17 protein-coding genes and 1 pseudogene are annotated in these 19,489 nt (G+C 69.5%); 4 read left to right on the forward strand and 14 right to left on the reverse strand.

Going from position 1 to position 19,489, the window contains the following annotated elements; all coding sequences use genetic code 11:
- Positions 1-12 precede the first annotated feature (12 nt).
- Together KUM49_RS40230 and KUM49_RS40235 are read left to right on the forward strand one after the other, a co-directional pair.
- Positions 13-1,059: a glycosyl hydrolase 53 family protein gene (locus KUM49_RS40230; RefSeq protein ID WP_217241865.1), complete on the forward strand. Its 1,047-nt coding sequence runs from the start codon at positions 13-15 to the stop codon at positions 1,057-1,059.
- Positions 1,060-1,129: 70 nt separating this feature from the next.
- Positions 1,130-2,470 (forward strand): right-handed parallel beta-helix repeat-containing protein, encoded by a 1,341-nt coding sequence (locus KUM49_RS40235; protein WP_217241866.1) that lies wholly within the window; start codon positions 1,130-1,132, stop codon positions 2,468-2,470.
- A 70-nt stretch (positions 2,471-2,540) separates the two neighbouring features.
- Here the strand turns inward: KUM49_RS40235 and KUM49_RS40240 are convergent, their stop codons facing one another.
- The gene (locus KUM49_RS40240) at positions 2,541-4,154 is read right to left on the reverse strand and encodes an amidohydrolase (protein WP_217241867.1); all 1,614 of its coding nucleotides are present in this window, start codon (positions 4,152-4,154) and stop codon (positions 2,541-2,543) included.
- Between the two features lie 43 nt (positions 4,155-4,197).
- The gene (locus KUM49_RS40245; RefSeq protein ID WP_217241868.1) at positions 4,198-5,691 is read right to left on the reverse strand and encodes an APC family permease; all 1,494 of its coding nucleotides are present in this window, start codon (positions 5,689-5,691) and stop codon (positions 4,198-4,200) included.
- A 144-nt stretch (positions 5,692-5,835) separates the two neighbouring features.
- On the opposite strand from KUM49_RS40245, the gene KUM49_RS40250 reads away from it, so the two are divergent.
- The gene (locus KUM49_RS40250; RefSeq protein ID WP_217241869.1) at positions 5,836-6,441 is read left to right on the forward strand and encodes a TetR/AcrR family transcriptional regulator; all 606 of its coding nucleotides are present in this window, start codon (positions 5,836-5,838) and stop codon (positions 6,439-6,441) included.
- 15 nt (positions 6,442-6,456) lie between these two features.
- On the opposite strand, the gene KUM49_RS40255 is transcribed toward KUM49_RS40250, so the two are convergent.
- The 3 genes from KUM49_RS40255 to KUM49_RS40265 form a co-directional block, all read right to left on the reverse strand.
- Complete coding sequence (locus KUM49_RS40255; protein ID WP_308406969.1) at positions 6,457-6,576, reverse strand: AraC family transcriptional regulator; 120 nt, start codon at positions 6,574-6,576, stop codon at positions 6,457-6,459.
- Positions 6,577-6,993: 417 nt separating this feature from the next.
- Positions 6,994-7,239 carry a hypothetical protein gene (locus KUM49_RS40260; RefSeq protein WP_217241870.1) on the reverse strand — a complete coding sequence of 82 codons (246 nt, stop codon included), beginning with the start codon at positions 7,237-7,239 and terminating at the stop codon, positions 6,994-6,996.
- Between the two features lie 231 nt (positions 7,240-7,470).
- On the reverse strand, positions 7,471-8,421 hold the full coding sequence (locus KUM49_RS40265) for an NmrA/HSCARG family protein (RefSeq protein WP_217241871.1): 951 nt from the start codon (positions 8,419-8,421) through the stop codon (positions 7,471-7,473).
- A gap of 391 nt (positions 8,422-8,812) precedes the next feature.
- Between KUM49_RS40265 and KUM49_RS40270 the strand changes: the two genes are divergently transcribed.
- Positions 8,813-9,700 (forward strand): pirin family protein, encoded by an 888-nt coding sequence (locus KUM49_RS40270; RefSeq protein ID WP_254402509.1) that lies wholly within the window; start codon positions 8,813-8,815, stop codon positions 9,698-9,700.
- A gap of 46 nt (positions 9,701-9,746) precedes the next feature.
- On the opposite strand, the gene KUM49_RS40275 is transcribed toward KUM49_RS40270, so the two are convergent.
- From KUM49_RS40275 to KUM49_RS40315, 9 genes and pseudogenes are all read right to left on the reverse strand, one after another.
- The gene (locus tag KUM49_RS40275) at positions 9,747-10,745 is read right to left on the reverse strand and encodes a sugar phosphate isomerase/epimerase (RefSeq protein WP_217241872.1); all 999 of its coding nucleotides are present in this window, start codon (positions 10,743-10,745) and stop codon (positions 9,747-9,749) included.
- A 28-nt stretch (positions 10,746-10,773) separates the two neighbouring features.
- Positions 10,774-11,970 (reverse strand): Gfo/Idh/MocA family protein, encoded by a 1,197-nt coding sequence (locus KUM49_RS40280; RefSeq protein ID WP_217241873.1) that lies wholly within the window; start codon positions 11,968-11,970, stop codon positions 10,774-10,776.
- 122 nt (positions 11,971-12,092) lie between these two features.
- Positions 12,093-13,589: a CoA-acylating methylmalonate-semialdehyde dehydrogenase gene (locus KUM49_RS40285; protein WP_217241874.1), complete on the reverse strand. Its 1,497-nt coding sequence runs from the start codon at positions 13,587-13,589 to the stop codon at positions 12,093-12,095.
- 29 nt (positions 13,590-13,618) lie between these two features.
- Positions 13,619-15,502 (reverse strand): 3D-(3,5/4)-trihydroxycyclohexane-1,2-dione acylhydrolase (decyclizing), encoded by a 1,884-nt coding sequence (gene iolD / locus KUM49_RS40290; protein WP_217241875.1) that lies wholly within the window; start codon positions 15,500-15,502, stop codon positions 13,619-13,621.
- Positions 15,499-16,374 (reverse strand): 5-deoxy-glucuronate isomerase, encoded by an 876-nt coding sequence (gene iolB / locus KUM49_RS40295; RefSeq protein ID WP_217241876.1) that lies wholly within the window; start codon positions 16,372-16,374, stop codon positions 15,499-15,501. Before iolB ends, iolD begins: the two co-directional genes overlap by 4 nt.
- Positions 16,371-17,243 (reverse strand): aldolase, encoded by an 873-nt coding sequence (locus KUM49_RS40300; protein ID WP_217241877.1) that lies wholly within the window; start codon positions 17,241-17,243, stop codon positions 16,371-16,373. Before KUM49_RS40300 ends, iolB begins: the two co-directional genes overlap by 4 nt.
- Positions 17,244-17,247: 4 nt before the next feature.
- Positions 17,248-18,222 (reverse strand): 5-dehydro-2-deoxygluconokinase, encoded by a 975-nt coding sequence (gene iolC, locus KUM49_RS40305; RefSeq protein WP_217241878.1) that lies wholly within the window; start codon positions 18,220-18,222, stop codon positions 17,248-17,250.
- An 85-nt stretch (positions 18,223-18,307) separates the two neighbouring features.
- Entirely contained in the window at positions 18,308-19,165 is an 858-nt protein-coding gene (locus KUM49_RS40310; protein ID WP_217241879.1) for a sugar phosphate isomerase/epimerase, read from the reverse strand.
- Between the two features lie 72 nt (positions 19,166-19,237).
- A pseudogene (locus KUM49_RS40315) lies at positions 19,238-19,489 on the reverse strand (sugar ABC transporter ATP-binding protein); the annotation flags it as partial.

Here is a 19,489-nt window from a genome sequence, read left to right on the forward strand (position 1 = left end):
AGGGAACCCGCAATGACCGACAACGAACGAACCGAGCCTCAAAGCTTACGGCGACGCAGCGTGCTGCTCGGCGCGGCCGCCGGCGCCGGTGCGCTCGCCCTGGGCGCGGGCCCGCTGGCCACTCCGGCGGAAGCGGCGAGCTTCGTCAAGGGCGCGGATGTCAGCTGGCTGCCGCAGATGGAGGCGACCGGCTACTACTGGAACAACAGCGCCGGCGTGCGGCAGGACCTGTTCACCATCCTCAAGGAGTACGGCATCACCGCGATCGGGCTGCGGACCTGGGTCAACCCGTCCAGCGATCCGGCCAACGGGCACTGCAGCATCGAGGAGACCGCACAGCTCGCCAAGCGGGCCAAGGACGCCGGCATGCAGGTCCTCATCGGCTTCCACTTCGGCGACACCTGGAACTCGGTCGGCGTGCAGAACCCGCCGGCGGCCTGGGCCGCCATGAACTACAGCGAGATGCTCGACGCCATGTACGACTACGTGTACCACTCGTGCAACATCATCAAGTACTACGGAGTGACGCCGGCCTGGGTGAAGATCGGCAACGAGACCAACTCCGGCATCTGCAAGCCGATCGGCAGCGTCACGCGCCCGGCTCAGATGACGGGCCTGCTGAACGCCGCGTACAACATGTCCAAGCACGTCTTCCCGAACACCCCGGTGATGGTGCACCTGGCCCAGCCGCAGAACCTGGCCGGCGTCCAGAACTTCCTCAACGCCTACCGGGACAACGGCGGGAAGTGGGACATCACCGGCCTGTCCTCCTACGCACAGGGCGGCAACGTGCCCACCGTGCTGGCCAACATGCAGACCATCCAGTCCAGTTACGGCAAGCCGATCATGCAGGTGGAGTACGGCGGGCCGGTGGGCAAGCCCACCCAGGTACGCGATTCCCTGAAGGCGTTCATCACCGGTCTGAAGGGCTTCGGCGGTCTGGGCACCTTCTTCTGGGAGCCCGAGGGTTACCCGTCGTTCAACGCCTACAACAGCTCGGCCTGGGACGAGAGCACCCGGCGGCCCACCGCGGCCATGGACGGCTTCCTCGGCGTGTGAGCATGGCCGCGGGCGCGGCACCGACACGCCCGCGCCCCTTCCGGGCGAGCAACGAAATCTGGAGCGAGTGATGAGACCTGTCAGGATCGTCGGACGTGCCCTGCTGATGTCCGCGGTCGCGGTGACCCCCTTCACCGTCCCCGCCGGTTCGACGGCCGCGGGCAACGCGGCGGCCGCGAACGTCTACTACATCGCCCCCAACGGCAGCGACAGCGCCGCGGGGACACAGGCTGCCCCCTGGGCGACGATCGCCCATGCACAAGCCGTCGCCCAGCCGGGCGACACGGTGTACTTACGGGGCGGCACCTACGGCTACACCCACGGGATCAACAGCTGCAAGAGCCAGACCGACGGAGTCGACGCCATCACCCTGAACAAGAGCGGAAGTTCGGGCAATCCGATCCGCTACTCGGCCTACCCCGGGGAGAAGCCCGTCTTCAACTTCTCGGGCATGAAGGACGACTGCCGCATCAAGGGCTTCGACGTCACCGGCAGCTGGATCCACCTCAAGGGGCTGGAAGTCACCGGGGTGCCGCAGAACAACAAACTCAACCACGAGTCGTGGGGAATCTGGATCTCGGGGAGCAACAACACCTTCGAGCAGATCAACACCCACCACCACATGGGACCCGGCCTGTTCATCCAGAACGGCGGCAACAACCTCGTCCTCAACACGGACTCGCACGACAACTACGACCTGAACTCCTCCAACGGGGCCGGGGAGAACGCCGACGGCTTCGGCGCGCACATCTCGGCGGGCAATCCCGGGAACGTGTTCCAGGGCTGCCGCGGATGGTGGAACGCCGACGACGGCTTCGACCTCATCAGCGCCTACTCGTCCGTGACCATCGAGAACTCCTGGGCGTGGCGGAACGGGTACACGCCCGGATCGACCACCGCGGCAGGCAACGGAACCGGCTTCAAGGCGGGCGGCTACGGCGGTGACTACGACGCTGGCGCCGTGAAGCACACCGTCCGCACGTCGGTGGCCTTCCTCAACAGGGCGTCGGGGTTCTACGCCAACCACCACCCGGTCGCCAACGACTACTTCAACAACACCAGTTACGGAAACCGCCCGGACTTCAACATGCTGGGAGTCGACTCGAGCGGCGCCGCCGTCGGTCGGGGGAACCTGCGCAACAACCTCGCCTACACCGGCACCCTGACGTCCAACATGACCGGCACGAGTGCCGCGAACAACTCCTGGAACCTGAGCCTCACCCTGTCGGACGCGCAGTTCCAGAGCGTGACGACGTCCGGCTGGGACGCGGCCCGGCAGGCCGACGGCAGTCTGCCGGTGCTGCCCAACCTCCGCCTCGCGGCGAACAGCGCCCTGATCGACAAGGGTGTCGACGTCGGCCTTCCGTACAAGGGACAGGCCCCGGATCTCGGCGCCTTCGAAGCCAACTGATACCCGGCACCGGAACCGCGGATCTGTCGCAACGCCGGCACCCGGGATGCTCCGGGCGAGTTGAGCGGTGTCACAGCGTCCGATGGGTGACGTGGCCCCCGCTCATCGTGAGCCGGATCGGCGCGTCGGCGAGTTCGTCGGGGGCGGTGGTGAGGGGGTCGAGGGTGAAGGCGGTGAGGTCGGCCCGGAAGCCGGGTGCGATGCGTCCGGCGATGTCCTCCTCCCCCGCGGCCCGCGCGGCGTGGGTGGTGTAGCCCTCCAGGGCGGCCAGCGGGGTGAGTGCCTGGTCGGGTCGCACGGGCGGGGTGCCGGGGTCGCCGGGGTGGCGGCGCAGTTGGGCTGCGGCGAGTACCCGGCGTGGGTCGTAGGGGGCGACGGGCCAGTCGGATCCGAGGACCAGGGTGGCTCCGGCGGCGCGCAGGTCGCGACAGCGCCAGGCCCGGGCGGCGCGTTCGTGACCGAGTCGGCGGGACCACTCGTCGCTGTGGTCCGCCCGGGCGTAGGTGGCGTGGGCGGGCTGCATGGAGGCGGCGACGCCGAGCTGGGCGAAGCGCGGGATCTGGTCGTCGGGCACGGTCTCCAGATGCTCGGCGCGGTGCCAGGCCTGCGGAGTGCCGAGAGCCTGGACGGTGTCGAGGACGCGGCGGACCGCGGCGTCGCCGATGGCGTGGGTGGCGGTCGGCACGCCCGCGCGGTCGAGGGCATGCACGGCGCGGGTGTACGCGGCGGGGTCGGGCCAGAACGGCTCGGTGCCGGCGCCATGGCAGTCGGGATGGTCGAGCCAGGCGGTGCCGCCCTCCACGGTGCCGTCGAGGAACAGCTTGACGCCCGCCACGCGCCAGTGCCGTCCGGCGCGCCCCTGGAGGGCGATCAGCCGGTGCAGTTCGTCGGGGCCGGCGCCGGGCTGGCACCAGGGCGCGATGCGCAGCCGCAGTGGCAGGACGTCCTCGTCCTCGATGGCGGTGAGCAGATCGAGCGCGTCGGGGGTCTCCAGGTCCATGACGTGACCGCCGGTGAGGCCGGTGGCGGCCATGTCGGCCAGCAGGGAGAGAAGGGTCTTGCGGCGCTCGGCGGGAGAGGGCTGCGGGATCAGGGCCGCGACGGTCTCCATGGCGGCCTGCTCGACGAGGTGTCCTGTGGGGCGCCCGTCGGGGTCGCAGACGATGGCGGCCCCCTGGTCGAAGCGGCGTGGACCGTCGACTCGGGCGGCCCGCAGGGCCGCGGAGCCGGCGAGCGCAGAGTGAGCGTCGTACAGCCGTAGGAAGGCGGGGCTGTCGCCCACGGCGTCGTCGATGAGGTGGCGGCTGATGGGGCCGCCCTCGAAGGTGTTGTGGTCGAGGTTCCAACCGGTGATCCACGACCCGGGTGCGGCCCGCCGGGCGGCCGCGCGCAACGTGGCGCGCAGCTGCTCCAGGGTTTTGCAGCCGGACAGGTCGATGCCCTGGGCGAGTTCGAGGCCCTTGACGGCGTGGGTGTGGCCGTCGGTGAGGCCTGGGGTGAGGGTGGCGCCGCCGAGGTGGACGACCTGAGTGCGGGGGCCGCACCAGTGGCGTACGTCGGCCTCCTCGCCGACCGCCGCGATACGGCCGTCCGTGACGGCGACGGCGTTCGCCAGGGGACGCCTCGGGTCCAGGGTGCGGACGGTGGCGCCGACCAGCACGGTGTCGGCGTGGGTGAAGGGCACGTGGATCGCCTTTCGCGGCGGCTCGGGTGACGGGGGGTAGTGGCTACTGCGGGGTGTCGGGGTTTCCAGCGGGCCGGTTGTCGGTGTCGGGCTCCGCGGCGAACGCCTCGTACACCTGCGGTCGGGTGCGGCGCAGCCGGTACGCGAGGGCGACGCCGGCGGCGAAGACCAGCGGGACGGGCGCGAGGAGCGCCACGTTGGTGCCGGTCCCGGCGCCGGTCAGCAACTCGACCTTGTCGATGATCAGGTAGAGCGCGGCACCCATGAGCACGGCCCCGGCGATCGGGGCCAACACGGCCCGCCAGACACCCTCGGAGTGACTGATGCGACGGAAGAAGACGGGGACGGCGACTGCGGTCAGCACCTGAAGCAGCACGATGCCGACCACACCGGGGGTGTTCACCCACAGCAGCAGCCGCTCGTAGGGGTCGGCGCCGGCGGCGGCGAAGCCGAGGACCACCAGGGCCGCGAGCGCGGTCTGCAGGATCCCGGCAATGTGCGGCGAGCGGTGCCGCGGGTGCACCCGGCTCAGGGCCGCGGGCAGCACCTCCTCGTGGGCAAGGGCGTGGGTGTAGCGGTTGATGGCGTTGTGGAAGGCGAGCAGCGCGGCGAAGACGCTGGTGACGATGAGGACGTGCATCACATCCGCCGCCCAGGTGCCGACGTACCGGGTGATGGCGGTGAAGAACAGCGCGGCGGGGTCCTCGGCGGCCGCGGCCATGACACCCCGCGCGCCGAACGCCTGCACCACGATCCACACGACGAAGGCGTAGAACAGGCCGAGGAAGCCGACGGCTGCGTAGGTGGCGCGGGGGATCGTCCGCTCCGGCCGACGGGCCTCGGAGCGGTAGATGGCGGTGGATTCGAAGCCGACGAAGGCCGCGAAGGCGAAGGCGAGCAGGGCGCCGGTGCCGGGCGTGAAGGCGTTGGCGGGAGTGAAGGAGGCGAAGTGGATGCCCTGTGCGCCGCCGTCCGCCAGTACCCCGACGGCCAGGACCACGAGGATGCCGGCCTCGGTGACCAGCAGCACGCCCAGCACCCGGGCCCCGAAGTCGATGCTGCGGTACCCGGCCAGCCAGACGACCGCGACACCGACGAGGGCGGCCACCGGCCAGGGGATGCTGACTCCCCACAGGGCCTGCAGCGCGTCGCGGACGGTGGTGGCCAGCAGTCCGTACAGGCCGATCTGCATCGCGTTGTACGACAGCAGTGCGAGGGCGGCCGAGCCGACGCCCGCGGGCCGGCCGAGGCCGCGGGTGACGTACGTGTAGAAGGCGCCGCCGTTGCCGACGTACCGGCTCATGGTGGTGAAGCCCACCGCGAACAGGGCGAGGACGGCGCCGGCGATGAGGTATCCGCTCGGTGCTCCGATGCCGCCGAGCAGGATGGCGAACGGGGCGACGCCGGCCATGACGGTGAGCGGGGCGGCGGCGGAGACGACGAGGAAGGTGATGTCACCGGTGCGGAGGGTGCCGGAGCGGAGCGAGGAGTCGGCTCCCGCGGCGGTCGCGGGTTCGGGTCTGGTGGTCGAGGCCATGGGGGCGGGCACCTTTCGGACGGCGCCGTTCGGCGGCAGGGGACCGCCCGGCGAGCTAAACCTAAAGCCTTTCGGTTTCGGTAATGTAGCCCTGGGGCCCACTACTGGGAAGACCCGAGCGGCAACGATCGAGGAGAACGACGCATGGGGCGGCCGAGCAAGGCCCTGATCGACAGGGAGCGCATCGGCTCCGTAGCGCTCGAACTGGTCGACCGCGACGGCGACTTCAGCGTCCCGCAGATCGCCAAGAAGCTCAGCGTCCAGACCGGCTCGATCTACCATCACGTCGACGGCCGTGCCGGCATCGTCGAACTGATCCGGCTGCGCGTCACAGGCGCCATCGACCCGGCCACCCTCGACCTGCGCCCCTGGGACACCGCCCTCGCCGCCTGGGCCCGCTCCTACCGGGCCGCCTTCGCCGCCCACCCGCGCACCATCCCCCTGCTCGCCACGGCGCCCGTCCGCGCACCCCACGCGCTGGCCCAGTACGAGCGGGCGGTCGCCCTGCTGCTAGACGCGGGCTTCCCCAAGGACCGCGTCATGGCGGTCCTCACCGCCTTGGACAACCTCGTCCTCGGTTCCGCGCTCGACCTGGCCGCGCCTGAGCCCATGTGGGAACCCGACGCCGACGGCACGACCCCGCTGCTCGCTCAGGCGCTGACCGCCGTCGGCCCCGACCGCGCAGACGCCGCGTTCGACCTTGCACTGGACGGCTTCCTGGCCCACTGCCGATCCCTGATCGCCTCCTGACGGCAACGGAAGTGGTCACTCTCCGGCGGCACCAGAAAGAGGCCACCGGCGGAACTCCCGCGGGGAGACACCGAACGCGGACTTGAAGACTCTGCCGAAGTAACTCGATTCCGTGAGGCCCCAGCGGGCCGCCACGGCGTAGGCCGGAAGGTGGGCCAGGCCCGGGGCCAGGTCCTGGCGAAGGGCACCGCACCGACTCGCGCTTCGACACCCCGACCACTATCGCGCGCTTCGGTGACCGCTTCTATCTGCCCAACGCCCGCTTCACCGTCCCCTCGCCTGTGAACGCCGAATACACCGTGGTGTCCATCCCGGCGTAGTCCGAGCGTTCCACGGACGCGCCTACCGCAACGCAAAGGGAGAAAGGTGCAGTTGGTGGCGGTGAAGGCGAGGCATCGAAGCGCGGTAGCGGCCCGCAGGTGGGCCGCCATCACGCCTAAGCGGCCCGCAAGTCGGCCGGCCCGCGGGTCTCGGGCTCACCAGTAGCGGCGTGCACTGTGCCGAGGAGCTGGTGCGGTGGCCACCGCCGGGGTTGCCACCGCACCGCATGTGTCACATCCAGACACGTCCGATGCTCACCCAGCGGTAATTACCGGTACCCGTGCCCGTGCACCAGCCCACGGGCTGCGAGTTCTGAGTGTCGCTCTCGCAGTGGTAGCCCGAGAAGGTCAGTAGGGTGCTGACGGCCAGGCAGGCGGCACCTGCGTCGGCCTGGCACTGGGGCGACTGGATCGCCGCCTGGGCGGGGCCGGTGGTCACGGCCGGTGCCGCGGCTGCCGCGCCGCCTGCGGCGATCATGCTGATGAGACGCTTTCTGATGAAGTTCCTTCCGACGCCCGCTCCATGAGTGGGTCGACAGCGTGGGGTTCGTGATGACGGTCAAACGTCTGGTGCTCGATGAGCTGTGGGAACTCTTCCAGCGGGTGGTGCCTCCCGCTCCGAAACCCGGCCGCAGGGCGGCGGACGGCGCCGTCACGGCGAGACGACCTGGCCGTCGAGCTGCCCACTCACGGGAGTGGTCGCGCCCAGTCAGCTCAACTCGAACTTCGAGGCGTTCTCGGCCAGCCAGTCGTCGAAGCTCTTCAGCGCCGGATTGATCTCGCGCACCCGGTTCAGGTCACGGGCGCCGGTGAACTCCTGATCGAAGTCGCCGTAGTACTGGAACATGTTGCCGAGCTCCTCGGCCAACGGAATCTCGAGAGTGCGGAAGAAGTCGTAGGGCACGGACTGGAAGCGCACCGGCTCGCCCAGCGCCGCCGCCAGCTTCTCCGCGTACTGCGCGCCGGTCAGATGGTCGCCGGCCAGGCCGACGGTCTGACCAATGAACTGCTCGCCGCCCTTGAGGATGGCGAAGGCCGTCCGGCCGATGTCCGCCACGTCCACTCCGGCCAGGAGCTTGCCGTCCTCCAGCGGCAGGCCCAGCGCCAGCACGCCGTCCTCGCCGCGCTGGGGGCCGAGGCCCTGCAGGAAGCCCTGGAAGTAGAAGGTCGTGTTGAGGAAGGTGGTCGGCACCCCGGCCTGCCTGAACAGCTCATTACCCTCACCCTTGATATCGAAGTGCGGCACGTTGTACTTCTCCTGCAGGACCGGCATACGGCCGTCCTCCAACGGCAGCAGTTCGCGGGTGTCCTCCAGCGTCGACCAGACCACGTGACGCAGCCCTGTGGCCGCGGCGGCCCGGGCCAGGGCCTGAATCTCCGCCATCTCCTTCGCCGCCGAACCGTGCGCCCAGAAGTTGGTGACGAGGAAGGCACCGTAGGCACCCTCGAACGCCTTGTGCACGGTCGGCTCGTCGTCGAAGTCCGCCTGCACGACCTCGGCCCCGAGCGCCGCGAGCTCCCTGGCCGCCGGCGAGTCCGGGTTCCGGGTGAGCGCGCGGACCGTGAAGCCCGACTCCGGATCGGCCAGGATCGCTCGTGCGGCACCGCCTCCCTGCGCACCCGTTGCTCCGGCGACTGCGATGACCTTCTTGTTGCTCATGGCAGGTGTCCTTGTCAGAAGAGATTCCGGTTGACGCATCAACAACATAGCGAGAACCAGTTGATCCATCAACTCGGGCGACGCGATCGAGTCTTGATCGTTTCGCGGTGCTGGCACTGGCCGCCGGTATGTACTCGAAGGGACACCGACTCTTCTTGCGCGGGACATGGCCCGCCCTCTTGACCGGCCAGACCAGTTGACCGACCGGATGAACTCGGCGAGGGTCCAACGATCACGACTGGCCATCCGCACCGTGCCCTGGCCGATCGCGCGGGCGCCGGTCGACGCCGGGCGTGTGTCATACCGCACAGGCATGGCTACGTTGACGTGTCATCAAAAAGGTGCTTGACTTCTACCCCCATATCAACGCCACGGGGTTGTGCGGAGGCACATGATGCAGGCACAGCAGCAGATCTCGCGCCGAACCGTCGCCCGGATCGAGGACAGGATTCACCTCGGCCCGGACGCTCAGGTCGACGACAAAAGCCTGATGTTCTCTCCGCAGGCCCCGGCACTGACGGACCCTTTCCTCGTGCTGGTCGAGGACCTGTTCTCGGAGCCCGGCTTCGAGTGGCACCCGCACCGGGGCCTGGAGACGGTGACGCTGGTACTGGACGGGGTGTTGGAGCATGGCGACAGCATCGGGAACAGCGGCGCACTGACCGCTGGGGACATCCAGTGGATGACCGCAGGTCGCGGGATCATCCACCGCGAGCTCGCCTTCCGCAATGAACGCGCACACATACTGCAGTTGTGGGTCAACCTGCCGGCCGAGAAGAAGATGGTCGACAGCCGCTACCAGGACCTGCTGGCCACCGGCCGGCCGACCATCGACCACGACGGTGCCCACATCGACCTCATCTCCGGCGCCACCGGCGGCCTGACCGGCCCGGCGCTCAACCACTGGCCGATATCCGGCTCGATGATCACCCTGGAGCCCGGCCGGAGCCTCGACCACGTCCTGCCCGGCCAGGACCGAGCGTTCTTCGCCGTGCTCGTCGGCGCCGTGAGCATCGCCGGCCGCACCGTGACCGCGGGGCAGACAGCCTGGTCCGATCCGCTGCCGGACGCGGACCTGTCCGTCATCGGCCTGCGGACCGGCGACGGCGACGTCGCCAGCAAGGTCCTGACCTTCAGTGGGCCACCCATCCGACAGCCCGTCGCGATGGGCGGGCCCATGGTCATGAACACCCGGGCCGAGATCGAGCAGGCGTTCCGCGACTTCCACACCGGCAGGTTCGGCGCCGTCCCACGCCAGGCCCGGCTGCAGTACCGATGACTTCAGGAATCGATTCCAGCGGCGCAGGGCGGAGCGCCGCTGGAGTTCAGAAGGCTGCCGCCGCGCTGTGCAGGTTCTTGGCGGCCAAGGCGAGCCCTTCGGTCTGGGAGTAGGCGGCGTCCTCATGCTCGATGTTCACGGCCATGTGGGGGTCGATCTCGGCGAGGGCGCGCAGGAACTCGGTCCAGAAGGGGACGTCGTTGCCGAGGCCGACCGCGACGAACTTCCAAGCCGGGTTCTCCGGCCAGTCGTTGCACCAGAAGCCGTAACCCGTGGGCACCCTGCCGGGCGCGTCGGCCGGCACGCGGGTGAACGACGTGTCGAGCACGCCGCGGATGTCGGCGCCCGGGCAGAGCGTCGCGTCCTTGGCTGCGGCGTGGAAGACCAGCGGGCCGAGCCACTTGACGCAGGCGATGACGTCCATGCCCTGCCACATCAGGTGGGAGGGGTCCATCTCGGCGCCGACGTTCGTCAGGCCTCCCTCGTCGACGAGCCGCTTCAGCGTGACGGGAGAGAAGACGAGATTGTGCGGGTGCATCTCGATGGCGATCCGGACGTCGTTCTCGCGGGCCAGCGCGTCGATCTCCTTCCAGAACCCGACCGCAAGGCCCCACTGGTAGTCCAGGACGTCCATGTACACGCCGTCCCAGGGGTTGACGACCCAGGAGGGGTACTTGGCGTCGGGGTCCGAGCCGGGCGTACCGGACATGGTCACGACGTGCTTCACGCCGAGCAGACCCGCGAGACGGATGGTGCGGCGCAGGTCGTCGGCGTGCTTGGGGCCGACGCCGGGGAGCGGATTGAGCGGATTGCCGTTGCAGTTGAGGCCGGTGAGCTCCATCCCGCGGTCGGCGAAGGTGGCCAGGTACTCCTCCCGGGCGGTGGCCGAGGACAGCAGCACGTCGACCGGGCAGTGCGGGGAGGGAATGAAGCCGCCGGTGTTGACCTCGACGGAGGTCAGACCGTTCTCCTTGAGTATGTCGAGCGCCTCGGTGAGGGTGCGGTCGTGCAGACAGGCCGTGTAGGCGCCGAGCTTGAGGGCCATGTGCGTGCTCCTTGGTTGCGTGCGGAGGTCAGGCGGCGGGCGGGACGTCGACGGCGGCACCGCCGCTGCACGAGGACGTGACGACGGCCCGGATGATCTCCATGGTCCGCAGCGCGTCGGCGAACGTGGCGCAGGCCGGCACCGGCTCGGCGACCCCCGCGACCTGGTCGAGGAAGGCCCGTGCCTGGTAGGTGAAGTGGTCGGCGTTGCCGGCGCCCACACCCGGCGCTTCCATCGGGACACCTCCCGCGAAGTACGGCAGCCGCGGGCCGACGATGATCTGCCGGGCCCCGCGTGTACGGGCTTCCGGCTGCGCGTCGTCGAAGAGGTACTCGGCAGGCCGGTGCTGGTCGAACGCGGCCCGCCCGCCCACGCCCAGAACGTCGAAGGCGAGCCCGTTGGGCAGGCCGAAGCCGGTGCGCGTCACCGAGAAGGTGCCGACCAGACCGGATGCGAAACGGGCTGTGAAGGCTGCGGTGTCCTCGTTCTCGACCTCGCCCATCTCCTCGGAGACGGGGGCGGTGTTGTGCCCGACGACCGCCCCCAGCGGCAGCGGCCGCTTGGTGATCTGCGTCGACAACGAGGCACCGGAGACCGAGGTGATGGGCCCGGCGACGTACTCGGCGGCGTCGATGAGGTGCGAACCGATGTCCCCGAGCGCGCCGGACCCGGCGCCGCCCTTGAACCGCCAGCTCAGCGGCCCGTTCGGGTCGGTCGCGTAGTCGCACCAGTAACGGCCGCTGAACAGTGTCGGATCGCCCAGCTCACCGGCACGCACATGCTCACGGATGGCGGCGATGCCGGGCGAACGCCGGAAGGAGTACCCGACGGCCGTCACAACCGCCGCACTCCGCTCCAACTCCGCCATGGCGCGGGCGTCTTCGAGTGACCCGGCCAACGGCTTCTCGCACAGCACATGCTTTCCGGCAGCGATCAACGCCTCCGCAATCGGACGGTGCAGATCATTTGCTACGACGATGGAGACCGCGTCGATCGTCGGGTCCTCGACGACGGCCTCCCAGCTCGGCAGCGCCTTCTCGTAGCCGTAGCGGCGGGCCGCGTCCTGGCCGAGTTCGACGTTGGCATCGGCGATCGCGGCCAGCCGGACGGGCGGCAGACCGGCCCCGAAGACCGTGTTGACGTTGCGGTATCCGGCAGCGTGACTGCGGCCGGCCATGCCGGCGCCGATCACCGCGACGGAGAGGGGTTTGGCGGACGTGGTCATGACTGTGCCCTTCAGAGGAGTAGTGATCAGGCGGCGAACTGCCGACGGAAGTGGGACTGGGGCCTCAAGGGGGCATCCCTGACGTCCATGTCCACCTCGTGGCGGACGGGCTGTGGGGTCCCTCAGGTGGAGGTGGGGAAGTTGAAGCCGGCGGTGAGTTGCTGGGCGGGCTGCGGCCAGCGGGTGGTGACGACCTTGGGGCGGGTGTAGAAGCGGATGCCGTCGGGGCCGTGGATCGGCGAGTCACCGATGAGGGAGTCCTTCCAGCCGCCGAAGGAGTAGTACGACATCGGGACCGGGACCGGGACGTTGATGCCGATCATGCCGACCTTGATCCTGCGCTGGAAGCGGCGGGCTGCTTCACCGGAGGCGGTGAACAGGGCGGTTCCGTTCCCGTACGGGTTGGCGTTGATCAGGTCGATGGCTTCGTCGAGGGACTCGGCGCGGACGATCGCGAGGACCGGGCCGAAGAGCTCCTCTCGGTACGCCGCCATCTCGGTGGTGACGTGGTCAAGGAGGGAGGGGCCGGTGAAGAAGCCGTCCTCATGCCCGTCGATCTTCAGTCCGCGGCCGTCCACGACGACGGTGGCGCCCTCGGCGTGGGCGGTGGTGACGGCGTTCTCGATGCGTTCCTGGGCGGCCTTGGTGACCAGGGGGCCCATCTCGGTGCCGGGCCGGTCGCCCGGGCCGACCTGGACCTCGCGGGCCTTGCGCTCGAGCAGCGCGACCAGGGCGTCGGCCGCCTCACCCACGGCCACGGCGACGGAGACGGCCATGCAGCGCTCTCCGGCCGAGCCGTAGGCGCCGGCGGTGATGTGGTTCGCGGCGAACTCGAGGTCGGCGTCGGGCAGGACGACGGCATGGTTCTTGGCTCCGCCGAGGGCCTGAACGCGCTTGCCGTGTGAAGTCGCCTGCTCGTGCACGTACTTGGCGATCGGCGTCGATCCCACGAAGGACACCGCCTCGATGCCGGAGTGGGTCAGGATCGCGTCGACCGCGTCCTTGCCGCCGTGCACGACGTTGAAGACGCCGTCCGGCAGTCCGGCCTTCTGGTACAGCTCGGCGACGAAGTTGGCGGCGGACGGGTCGCGTTCGCTGGGCTTGAGGATGAAGGTGTTGCCGGTCGCGATGGCGATCGGGTGCATCCAAAGGGGCACCATCGCCGGGAAGTTGAAGGGCGTGATGCCCGCGACCACACCCAGGGGCTGGCGGAAGTTGTGCACGTCCACGCCGCGGGAGACCTGGTCGGAGAAGGAACCCTTGAGCACGTCGCCGAGGCCGCAGGCGAACTCGACGACCTCCCGGCCGCGGGTGATCTCGCCGCGGGCGTCGTCCACGGTCTTGCCGTGTTCGGCGGAGATGATCCGGCCGAGTTCTTCCTCGTGCTCGAGGAGGAGCTGGCGGAAGGCGAACATGACCTGGGTGCGCCGGCTGAGGGAGGACTCCGACCAGGTCTCGAACGCGGCGGAGGCGGCCTGCACGGCAGCATTCACGGCGGCGGCTGTGCCGAGGACGACCTCGGCCTGCTCGGCGCCGGTGGCCGGGTTGAAGACCGGCTGGGTGGCGGTGGCGGCGCCCTGGGTGGGAGAGCCGTTGATCCAGTGCTGGATGGTGGTCACGGTACGGATTTCCTTCGGGGACGAGAGTGCTACAGGTAGTGGCGCTGGGCCTGCTTGTGGGCGGCGTACGTGTCGTGTGCGGCGCGGGTGGTGTCGAGCGCGGATGTCTGGCTGACCGGGACGTCCCACCAGCCGTGGCCGGGCGGGTTGGGTCCGTAGAGGTCGGTCTCGACGTGCACGACGGTGGTGCGGGTGGCGGCCTTGGCCTTCTCCACCGCGCTGCGGAACTCCTCGACGGAGGTGGCGTGCAGGACGTCTGCGCCGAGCGAGGATGCGTTCGCTGCCAGGTCGACGGGCAGGACATCGCCGTCCAGGCGGCCCGAATCGCCGTTGCGATAGCGGTATTTGGTGCCGAAGCGCTGGGATCCAAGGGACTCCGACAGGGCGCCGATCGAGGCGAAGCCGTGGTTCTGAACGAGGACGATGATGACCTTCAGGCCCTCGGAGACCATGGTCACGATCTCCTGAGCCATCATCAGATACGAGCCGTCGCCGACCAGGACGACGACCTCGCGTGAGGGGTCGGCCATCTTGGCGCCGAGGCCGGCGGCGATCTCGTAGCCCATGCAGGAGTAGGCGTACTCCACGTGGTAGGCCTTCGGATCGCGGGCCCGCCACAGCTGCTGCAGGTCACCGGGCATCGACCCCGCCGCGTTGATCACGACGGCCCGGTCGTCGAGGACGTCGTTGAGGGCGCCCAGGATCTGCGTCTGGGCGGGCAGGTCACCGGTGTTGCGGCCGGGGGCGAAGCACTCGTCCTCGACCTCCCTTGTCCGGGCTATCAGTTGACGCGTCCGCTGCCGATACGACGGTTCCACCTCCCAGTCCGTGAGCGCTCCGGCGAGGGCCTGGATGCCGAGGCGGGCGTCGGCGACCAGGGGTTCGGCGGAGTGTTTGACGGCGTCGAGGCGGGCGACGTTGAGGTTGACGAAGGTGACGTCCGGGTTACCGAAGACGGTGTGGCTGGCGGTGGTGAAGTCGGAGTACCGGGTACCGATTCCCAGAACGACGTCGGCCTCGCGGGCCAGTTCGTTGGCCGCGTAGGAGCCGGTGGAGCCGATGCCGCCGACCGCGCACGGGTGATCCCAGGGCACCGCCCCCTTGCCGGCGTGGGTGTCGGCCACCGGGATGCCGGTGGCCTCGGCGAAGGCCCGCAGCGCGGTCTCAGCACCGGAGTACACGGCACCCCCACCCGCCACGATCAGTGGCCTCTTCGCCGCGCGCAGCAGACGCGCGGCCCGCTCGACGACCTCCGGCTCCGGCACCGGGCGGCTCACATGCCACACCCGGCGCCGGAAGAAGGAGACCGGCCAGTCGTACGCCTCCGCCTGCACGTCCTGCGGCAGGGCGAGGGTGACGGCGCCGGTCTCCACCGGGTCGGTCAGCACCCGCATCGCGGCCAGCGCGGCCGGGATCAACTGCTCGGGACGCGAGATGCGGTCGAAGTACTTCGACACGGCCCGGAAGGCGTCGTTGACGGTGACGTCCCCGCCGCGGGTGTCCTCCAGCTGCTGCAGGACGGGGTCGGCGGCGCGGGTGGCGAACATGTCGCTCGGGAGAAGGAGCACGGGCAGCCGGTTGGTGGTGGCCAGCGCAGCGCCCGTGATCATGTTCGTCGAGCCGGGGCCGGTGGAGGCCGTGCAGGCGAAGGTGGCCAGCCGGTCGCGCATCTTGGCGTAGGCCACCGAGGCGTGCACCATGCCCTGCTCGTTGCGGGCCAGGTAGTAGGGGAGGTCGGCCTCGCTGGTGGTGGCCGCCTGGAGCAGGGCCTGTCCGATGCCGGCGACGTTGCCGTGCCCGAAGATGCCCCATACCCCGGGGATCAGCCGCTGTTCCTGGCCGTCGCGCTCGCTGTACTGGTTGGCGAGGAAGCGCACCAGGGCCTGGGCGGTGGTGAGTCGTACGGTGTTCATCGCTCGTTGGGTCCTTCGAAGGGGAGCCGGTCGTCGACGTCCTGGGACCGCCAGGTGTCGCGGACCCAGCCGTGGGCGGGGTCGTCGCAGATCAGCCAGGCGCGGTCCTGGCCGGGGCCTGCCATGACGTTGAGGTAGTAGAGGTCGTAGCCGGGCGCGGCGATGGACGGGCCGTGCCAGCCGTGCGGGATGAGGACGGTGTCACCTGAGCGAACCTCGGCCAGCACGTCGATCGGCCGCTCGGGGGTGCCGTACACGCGCTGGTAGCCGAAGCCGTTCTCACCGGCGACCTGGAAGTAGTAGATCTCCTCCAGCTCCGACTCGGCGCCCGGCCGTGCTTCGTCGTGCTTGTGCGGCGGGTACGAGGACCAGTTACCGCCGGGAGTGAGGACTTCGCACACCAGCAGCTGCTCGGCCTCGAACGTGCCGGGCAGGCAGTAGTTGTTGACCTGTCTCGAACACGCGCCCGCACCCCGCAGTTCGACCGGGACGTCCTCCTTGCGCCCGTACCGAGCCGAGTGACCTCCCTGCTCGGTACGGGCGGAGGGCAGCGCGAACAGACCTCCGTGCGCGCTGCTGATCAGTGCCTCCGACGCGCGTGGCAGGTACGCGAAGTCGGTGGCCGAGTCGAAGACGCCCGTCCTGCCCGCGAGTTCGAAGGCTTTGCCGCCCGTGGTGACCGTGCAGGAGCCCGTCAGCGGCAGGACCAGGAACTCGGCGTCCTGGGTGGACAGGGTGTGCGCCTCGCCCGGCCTCAGGGTCAGGATCCTGAGACCGGAGTAACCCCAGCCAGCCGACTCCGGCGTGACCAGGAGATCGTAGGGGCCGTCCGCCGAAGTCCCGTTCGGCAGGTGGTACTTGCTCCCGGTCACAGCAGGCTCACCGCCTTGTCCACGGCGCCGGCGACGTCGCCGCCCGCGGGGTAGAGCAGGGAGCGGCCCACGACCAGGCCCTGCGCGGTGGGCTGCTTGAGCGCCTTGCCCCAGGAGGCGAAGGCCGCGTCGGCGTCCTTGACCTCGCCTCCGAGCAGAAGGGCGGGCAGGGTGGAGGAGGCCAGCACCCGTTCCATGTCGTCCACGACGGGCAGCTTCAGCCAGGTGTAGGCGGTGCGCCGGCCCAGCCCGGAGGCGATGGTGACCGACTTGATGACGGCGTCCGTCGACAGGTCGTTGCGGATCTTCCCGTCCCGCCACCCTGACAGAAACGGCTCGACCAGCGCGATCAGCTGCCGGTCGTTCAGCTCGTCGACGGCACGGGCGGTGTTCTCCAGCACCGACGGGGTGGCCGGATCGTCGAGGGCGATACGTGTGAGCATCTTGCCGCCGTCGAAGCCCATCGCGGCGATGGTGGCGGCATCGTAGCCGGTGAACCGGTCGTCGATCTCGAACACCGCCCCGGACAGACCCGCCCGGTTCATCGAGCCGAACACGCTCTTGCCGTCGAGGACGCCGAGCAACAGCAGGTCCTCCAGGATGTCGGCGGTGGCCAGCACACCGGTCACGCCGGGCCGCTCGAGTGCGGTGCACAGGCGGTCCAGGAGCGAGAAGCGGTCAGCCATGGCGCTGGGGTCGCCCCCGACGCCATTGGCCCCACGCGCCGGATGGTCGGCGGCGATGATCATGGCCTTGCCGTGCTCGCCGAGCAGCGAGGTCGCTTTCACCCGGCGTTCGGCGGCGGCCGCGATGGCGCCGGGGTCGCCCACCCGGGCGGACACGATCCGGCTCATGTTGTCGGACAGCACGGCGTCACGCCTTTCGTTCTACGGGGGTGGGGGCGAGGGAGGCCCCACGGAGTTCGGCGTCGACCTCGTCCTCGGTCGGCATGGCGTCGGAGCAGGACAGCCGGCCCGCGACGATGGCACCGGCCGCGTTGGCGAAGGAGACGGTACGACGGGTGTCCCAACCGGACAGCAGTCCGTGGCACAGGGCGCCGCCGAACGCGTCACCGGCGCCCAGGCCGTTGACCACGTCCACCGGCACCGGCGGGATCTCGACGGCAGAACCGTCCCGGTCCATCGCCAGCACACCCTTCGGCCCCTGCTTCACCACGGCCAGCGCCACCCCGGCAGCCAGCAGCGCCTTCGCGGCTGCGTGCGGCTCGCGCTCACCGGTGGCGACCTCACACTCGTCGAGGTTGCCGACCGCGACGGTCGTGTGCCGCAGCGCCTCGGCGTAGTACGCGCGTGCCAGGGACGGATCCGCCCAGAACATCGGCCGCCAGTCCAGGTCGAAGACCGTCTCCCCCGCCTTCGCCCGGTGCGCCAGCGCTGCCAGCGTGGCCGAACGGCTCGGTTCCTCGCTCAGTCCGGTACCGGTCACCCAGAAGATCCCGGCGTCGCGCACCGCGTCCAGATCCAGTTCAGCGAGGGCGATATCCAGATCGGGCGCCTTCGGCAGCCGGTAGAAGTACAGCGGGAAGTCGTCCGGCGGGAAGATCTCGCAGAACGTGACCGGGGTCGGCGCAATGTCCGACGTGCCGACGAAACGGCTGTCGACGCCATAGCCGTCCAGGGCCGCGCGGACGAAGTCCCCGAACGGGTCGCGGCCCGTCTTGGTGATCACAGCCGCGGAGTGGCCGTAGCGGGCGACGGCCACGGCCACGTTCGTCGGGCTGCCGCCCAGGTACTTGCCGAACGAGGTGACCTCCGCAAGCCCCACACCCGTCTGGAGCGGATACACATCCACTCCCACCCGGCCCATGGTCAGCACTTCGAACGGCATTTCTCTGGTTTCCCTTCGCTCCGGAGACTCCGGGATCATGACTTTTAAGCGTTTTAAAGAACTTCAAAACACTAGGCGCGAGCTGTCACGACCAGGTGGTCAGGTACTCGTCGATCTTCTTCCGCATGAACACCGAGGACTCCTTGGCGCGTTCTTCCCAAGCGAACACGCAGGCGGTCAGCGTGCCGTCGAAGCCGTTCGCGCGCAGCTCACGGAAGAGCTCGTCGAAGTCCACCTCGCCCTGCCCCATGTCGAGGTGCTGGTGGACACGGGCCGTCGTGCCGGGCGGGTTGAGGATGTAGCGGTTGCCCGAGGACGCCGTGTGGTCGAGGGCGTCGGCCAGGTGGACATGGGTGAGCAGGTCGCCCGCGTACTTGAGCATGCCGGGGGCGTCGCTACCGATGTGAAAGGTGTGCGGGGCGCAGTAGAGGAAGGTGACGTGGGGGTTGTTGATGCCCCGGATCAGGTTGATCGCGTCGTAGCCGTTCTCGATGAAGTCGTCCGGGTGCGGCTCCAGCGCCAGCTTGACGCCCTCGCGCTCGAACACCGGCAGCAGCTCGTCCAGCGACTTCCAGAACTGCGCCTCACTGCGGTCGGGGTCCTCCGGGCGCCCGTTGAACTCCGAGATCATGCTGTCCACGCCGAGGTCGGCGGCGATCTGGATCGAGCGCTTCCAGTACCGTACGGCGGCCTGCCGGGAGTCCTCGTCCGGGCCGGACCAGCGGAACAGCGGCAGCAGCGAGGAGATGCCGACACCCGCCACGTCCAGTGCCTTACGGAACTTCCGCACCGTCGCGTCGTCCACGCGCGGATGGCGGAAGAAGGGGATGAAGTCCTCGCGGGGAGACAGCTCGATCCACTCGTAGCCCAACTCAGCCACCATAGACGGAAGTTCGAGGAGGGGGACGTGACGGATCATGTACGGGTCGAGGGCGATCTTCATGGGGAAATGCCTTCGGATCAGGGTGACGGGGTGGAGTGTCGCTGTCGCCGTATGCGTGCGGCGACGCCGTTGTCAGGGAGGTGAGACCTCGGACGAGGTCGCCACGGGTGCGGTGAGGTCTTCCTCTCCCGGGAGTTCTTCGACGTCGACGCCGCGGACCTGGGCCAGTTCGTGTTTGAGAGCGGCGAGTTCGGAGCCGCCCGCCATGTGGTTGGTGAGCTCTTCGAGGCTGACCTGGTCGCGGGAGGCGGACAGTTCCATGGTGCCGAGGCGCAGCACGCTGAAGTGGTCGCCGACCATGTAGGCGTGGTGGGGGTTGTGGGT

Origin of the sequence: Streptomyces sp. AC555_RSS877 (assembly GCF_019049245.1) — a bacterium.
GTDB lineage: Bacteria > Actinomycetota > Actinomycetes > Streptomycetales > Streptomycetaceae > Streptomyces.